The sequence below is a fragment of the Micromonospora sp. DSM 43699 genome (assembly GCF_055517075.1).
The window spans coordinates 156,602-162,674 of the sequence record NZ_JBTMMT010000007.1 but is presented as its reverse complement, the minus strand read 5'-3'; the positions used below and the strand labels follow the sequence as shown (position 1 = coordinate 162,674).

The following is a 6,073-nucleotide window of genomic DNA, read 5'->3' as shown; positions in this document are numbered from 1 at the left end:
CAAACACCTCCGACTCCCCCCACAACACCGCACCCATCCCCACCCACTGCCACCCCTGACCCGGAAACACAAACACCACCCCACCACCACCCGAACCCGAACCCGAACCCACCGAACCCACCACCACCGAAGACCCCACACCCGACCCCTGAACCGAACCCGAACCCGACGTCCCGGAAACCGGCACCGCCACACCAGACGCCACCACATCCAAGCCCGCCACAACCTCCGCGACATCCCGACCCAACACCACCGCACGATGCTCAAACACCGACCGCGACGACACCAACGACCAACCCACATCCACCAACCCCGCACCAGACCCCGCACCAGCGCCCGCACCAGGGCCGGCATCATCGCTGGTAAGACCCGCACACAACTCCCGCAACCGCGCCGCCTGCGCCCGCAACGCCCCCACCGACCGCCCCGACACCACCACCGGCACCACCGACAAACCTCGATCACCCACACCGACAGCCGGCTTCTCCACCATCACGGGAGCCTGTTCGACAATCAGATGGGCATTCGTACCGCCCATGCCGAAGGAACTCACCCCGGCAGTACGCGGGCGGTCCGTCGCGTGGCCCGGCCACGGTTGCAGTTCCGTGTGGACCCGCAGGTTCAGCTCGTCGAGGGGGATGTCCGGGTTCGGCGTACGGAAATTGAGGCTCGGCGGCAACACTCCCTCGCGTACGCACAGCACGACCTTCAGCAGGCCGGTGATGCCGGCGGCACCCTCCAGGTGACCGATGTTGGTCTTGACCGATCCGACCGCGAGGGGGTTGTCGCAGTCGCGGCCGGCACCCAGCACCGCTCCGAGGGCCGCCGCCTCGACGGGGTCGCCGACCCTCGTCCCGGTGCCGTGCAGCTCGACGTAGTCCACGTGTCGGGGGGGCACCCCCGCCCGCTCGTACGCCCGACGCAGCAGGGTCTCCTGTGCCTCCCGGTCGGGATGGGTAAGGCCGGGGCCACCGCCGTCGTTGTTGACGGCGCCGCCCCGGATGACGCAGTGCACCCGGTCGCCGTCCTGGACCGCGTGGGCCAGCGGCTTGAGGACCAGGGCCACACCACCCTCACCACGGACGTAGCCGTTGGCCCGGGCGTCGAAGGTGAAGCAGCGTCCGTCAGGGGACAGTGCGCCCATGCGTGCCATGCCGGCGGTGCTCTCGTCAGCCAGGATGAGACTCACCCCGCCGACGACGGCGACCGCGCTCTCGCCCCGCAGCAGGCTTTCGCACGCCAGGTGGACGGCGACCAGCGAGGACGACTGCGCCGAGTCGACGGTGAAGCTGGGGCCACGCAGACCCAGCAGGTAAGACAGGCGGTTCGCCGTGAGGCTACGGTTCAGGCCGGTCGCGGTGTGGCTGCCGATCGGCGTTCCGGAGCGGTGCAGCAGGGTGGCGTAGTCGTCGGCGGTGAGCCCCACGAAGACGCCGGTGTCGGAGCCCCTGAGGTCGGTCGGTCGGATGCGGGCGTGCTCCAGGGCCTCCCAGCCGAGTTCGAGCATCAGGCGCTGTTGCGGGTCTACGGCGGCAGCCTGGCGCGGGGACATCCCGAAGAACGCTGCGTCGGATTCGCCCTTTCCCTCCACCACCGCCCGCCAGCTGCCGTCGGACTGGCGGTCGACCGCGCTCCGACCGCCGCACAGCAACTCCCAGAACTCGTCGATTCCCGGTGCGTCAGGAAGGCGGCAGGACATTCCGATGACGGCGATGTCGCTGTGCCGCAACACGTCACCTTGCTCGGTCATGACGTCTCCTGGGTTCGAAAGAAACGATGCTCGGAAGCACACTCCCGGCCCGACCGGACGGCTACGCTGCGCTGCCTGCGTCTCCGCCCACAACTCGCGTTGTCCCGGCGGGCACGTACGACGACGGGTTTCGGTTCCACCGGGCCGGCGTCAGCTCCGGGCCGGCCGTGCCGGTGCGTTGACCCGATCGTCACCTGATCCGGCGCCCAGGCCGGGTCACCACGTCACCGGCAGGGCCACGAGGCTGCGTACCATCATTCCGCGGTTCCATTCGAGTTCGCTTTCCTCGACGGCCAGGCGGAGACCGGGAAGTCGCCTGACCAAGGCACCGACGGCGGCCTGTATCTCCCATCTGGCCAGTGCCGCCCCGATGCAGTAATGGGGCCCGTGCCCGAACGCGATGTGCGGGTTCGGGTCACGGTCGAGCACGATGTCGGCGGCCTTCGCGAAAGCGTCGTCATCCTGGTTGGCGGAGGCCAGTGAGAAGACGACGGCGTCGCCGGCCCGGATGGTCGTCCCGTTCAGTTCCAGGTCCTCGGTGGCGATACGGGTGGGGCCGACCGAGGCCCAGAGCGGGGCCGCCCGCAGCAGTTCCTCGACTGCCGTGGGGATCAGCTCCGGGCGGGCGTGGAGTTGCGCATACCGGGTGCGGTCGCGCAGCAGGAGGAAGACCTGCGAGGCGATCTGGCTGGCGGTGGTCTCGTGCCCACCGACGAGCAGCCCGCCGGTGAGCATGACGAGTTCCTCCTCGGTGAGCCGGTCACCGTCGTCCCGCGCCTCGACCAGGGCACCGAGAAGGTCGTCGGTGCGGTGCGCGCGACGCTGTGCAAGGAGGCCGCCCAGGTACTCGACGAAATCCTGTACCGCGCGGTCGACCTGGTCGGCCGTGTATCGGGTGGAGGACATCAGGGCGTCGCTGAAGGCACGGAACAGGTGCTGCTCGTCGTACCCGATGCCCATCATGTCGCAGATGATCATCACCGGCAGGGGGAGCGCGAGCTGCTGCACGAGGTCGGCCGGCGGCCCGGTCTCGACCATGTCGTCGAGGATCTGGTCGGCGAGTTGGACGACGCGCGGGGCGATGTCCCGTACGCGCTTCGGCGTGAACGCCGTGGCGACGAGTCTGCGCAGGCGGGCGTGCGCGTCGGGGGGTAGGCCCATCAGCCCGTCGGGTTCCTGGAGACGGGGAGAGGCACGGGGTACGTCCCGCCCGGCGCCGGCGGCGATGCTGAGCCGGGGGTCGGAGAGTCCCTTCCTGACGTCGGCGTGCCGGGTGACCAGCCAGGCATCCCCGCCGTAGGGCATCCGGACACGGGCGACCGGCTCTTTTACGCGCAGTTCGCCATAGGTGGGATCGATATCCAGGTCGGTGCGGTCACTGAAGGGGTAGGACCTGCTGGAACCGGCCGTTACTGGGTGCTCCATGGCAGCTCTCCTCCAGGCAGGGGTGCACTTTTGCATTGATCAAGGTCAGGGTCCAGGAATTGATCTTGACAACGCCACCCTCAAACAGCGCGCCCCTTTCACTGATTCAGCCAACACCGATCGATGACCATTGTCACGAAGCCGCAGAAGACTATGTCAGGTCTCGACCAGAAACCGGTCCGAGCATTGCCAACAATGACCGTGATCGACCAATAAAAGGGGTGGCCCGAGCGTTGTAGATGGCACTATGTCAGGTCCAGTCTTGCGGCCGTCACGACTGGGACCGAAACTTACGACGCCCGAGCGAATCACGGCACGCCCCGCCCGCCACCACAGCCCGGACTCGCCGCCCGGCACGATGCCGAGTCCACGACGACACGTCCCGCACCTCGTGATCTCCACAGCAGTTCCGATTCCGCGTCACCCTCGCGAACCAAGGTTCTCTTTCCCTCCGGCCCGACGGCCGAGCCCACCGAGGAGATGAGCACGCCATGACGCAGACCCCGAACGCTCCGGCGGGACCGATCGACCTGCCCAAGGGCGCTGACGCCCAGGGGCTGTTGGACTGGTTCGCGTACATGCGGAAGAACTGGCCCGTGTCCTGGGACGAGACCCGCCAGGCCTGGCACGTGTTCTCCTACCGGGACTACCAGACCGTCACCACGAACCCGCTGATCTTCTCCTCGGACTTCACCTCGGTCTTTCCCGTACCGTCGGAGCTGGCCCTGCTGATGGGCCCCGGCACCATCGGCGGCATCGACCCACCGCGGCACGCGCCGCTACGCAAGCTGGTGAGCCAGGCCTTCACCCCCCGCCGGATCGCCCAACTGGAGCTGCGGATCGGGCAGATCACCGCCGACGTGCTGGACCGGGTACGCGACCAGGACACGATCGACATCGCCAGCGACCTCGCGTACCCGCTACCGGTGACGGTCATCGCCGAGTTGCTCGGCATTCCGACCGAGGACCACGAGAAGTTCCGCGACTGGGTGGACATCATCCTCAGCAACGAGGGCCTGGAGTACCCCAACCTGCCCGACGACTTCACCGAGACGGTGGGGCCGGCCATCGAGGAGTGGTCCGAGTTCCTGTACGCGCAGATCGCCCAGAAGCGTGCCGCACCGAAGGACGACCTGATCAGCGGCCTCTGTGAGGCGGAGGTCGACGGGCGCAAGCTGACCGACGAGGAAGTCGTCAACATCGTCGCGCTGCTGCTCACCGCCGGGCACATCTCCAGCGCCACGCTGCTCAGCAACCTGTTCCTGGTGCTGGAGGAGCACCCGGAGGCACAGGCGGCGGCACGCGCGGACCGCAGTCTCGTGCCGGCCGTCATCGAGGAGACGCTGCGCTACCGGTCCCCGTTCAACTGCATCTTCCGAATTCTGAACGAGGACACCGACATCTTCGGCCACCCCATGCGCAAGGGCCAGATGGTCATCGCCTGGATCGCCTCCGCGAACCGCGACACCGAGGTGTTCACGGACCCGGACGCCTTCGACATCCGACGCGAGTCCAACAAGCACCTGGCGTTCGGCCACGGCATCCACCACTGCCTGGGCGCGTTCCTGGCACGGCTGGAGGCGAAGGTCTTCCTCAACCAGACACTCGACCAGTTCACCGAGTTCCGGATCGACCATGACGGGGTCGAGTTCTACGACGCCGACCAGCTCACCGCACGACGACTCCCCGTCCAGGTAGTGCGCGACGGACAGCATCCGAGGTGAGGGCAGTCGTTCCCTTCCTGGATCTGAACGCCGGCAACGACGAGGTACGGGCCGACCTGGACGCCGCGTACGCCCGGGTGTCCGCCTCCGGCTGGTACCTGCTCGGGCCGGAACTGGACGCGTTCGAGGCGGAGTTCGCCGCGTACTGCTCGGCGCGCCACTGCGTCGGGGTGGGCAACGGACTGGACGCCCTGGTGCTGGCCCTGCGGGCGCTGGACGTCGGCCCCGGCGACGAGGTGATCGTGCCGGCGCACACGTTCATCGCGACCTGGCTGGCGGTCTCGGCCACCGGGGCCCGGCCGGTGCCGGTGGAGCCCGACGAACGCACCTACGGCATCTGCCCGGACAGATTGGCCGCGGCGTTCACCCCCAGGGTCAAGGCGGTCCTCGTCGTGCACCTGTACGGGCACCCGGTCGACCTGGACCCGGTACGGGCGGTCGCCGACCGGCACGGCGTACCCGTGGTGGAGGACGCGGCGCAGGCGCACGGTGCCGCCTACCGGGGACGGCCCGTCGGTGCCGGCGGCGTCGTCGCCTTCAGCTTCTATCCGGCGAAGAACCTCGGCGCGCTCGGCGACGGTGGGGCCGTCGTCACCGACGACCACCGGGTCGCCGAGCGGGTCCGGCTGCTGCGTAACTACGGCTCGGTCCGGAAGTACGACCACCAGGTGCAGGGCTACAACTCGCGGCTGGACGAGTTCCAGGCCGCGGTGCTGCGGGCCAAGCTGCCCCGCCTCGACGAGTGGACCGAGCGGCGGGCCCGGGTCGCCCGACGTTACACGGAGGCGCTGGCCGGTCTACCGGATCTCGTCCCGCCCTCCGTCGCGCCCTGGGCGACGTCCGCGTGGCACCTGTACGTGGTACGCACCCCGCACCGCGAGGCGCTGCGGGCCCGGCTGGCCGCCGCCGGGGTGGCGACGCTTGTGCACTACCCGGTCCCGGTGCACCGTTCCGGGGCGTACCGGGACACCGAGGACGTGCGTCGGGCCGGGCCGCTGCCGATCAGCGAGCGGCTGGCCGAGGAGGTCCTGAGTCTGCCGATCGGTCCTCACCTGCCCGACGAGGGCGTCGACACGGTGGTGGCTGCCCTGCGCGACATCATGGCCGACCTCCACGGCGCTGGGCACCTTCCCCGGTGAGATCCGCACCGCCCCGGGCGTGACCAGGGGATCCC

4 protein-coding genes are annotated in these 6,073 nt (G+C 69.0%); 2 read left to right on the top strand and 2 right to left on the bottom strand.

Annotated features, from left to right (window positions below; genetic code table 11):
• Positions 1-1,750 (bottom strand): type I polyketide synthase (locus AC0AIB_RS06215; RefSeq protein WP_465096212.1); only part of this gene is annotated, 1,750 nt, incomplete at its 3' end.
• 216 nt (positions 1,751-1,966) lie between these two features.
• On the bottom strand, positions 1,967-3,175 hold the full coding sequence (locus AC0AIB_RS06210) for a cytochrome P450 (RefSeq protein ID WP_328339426.1): 1,209 nt from the start codon (positions 3,173-3,175) through the stop codon (positions 1,967-1,969).
• A gap of 491 nt (positions 3,176-3,666) precedes the next feature.
• Between AC0AIB_RS06210 and AC0AIB_RS06205 the strand changes: the two genes are divergently transcribed.
• Positions 3,667-4,899, top strand: coding sequence for a cytochrome P450 (locus AC0AIB_RS06205; RefSeq protein WP_328339428.1), 1,233 nt, complete (start codon positions 3,667-3,669; stop codon positions 4,897-4,899).
• The gene (locus AC0AIB_RS06200) at positions 4,896-6,038 is read left to right on the top strand and encodes a DegT/DnrJ/EryC1/StrS family aminotransferase (RefSeq protein ID WP_328339430.1); all 1,143 of its coding nucleotides are present in this window, start codon (positions 4,896-4,898) and stop codon (positions 6,036-6,038) included. The genes AC0AIB_RS06205 and AC0AIB_RS06200 overlap by 4 nt, the downstream gene beginning before the upstream one ends.
• The last annotated feature ends 35 nt before the right edge of the window (positions 6,039-6,073 follow it).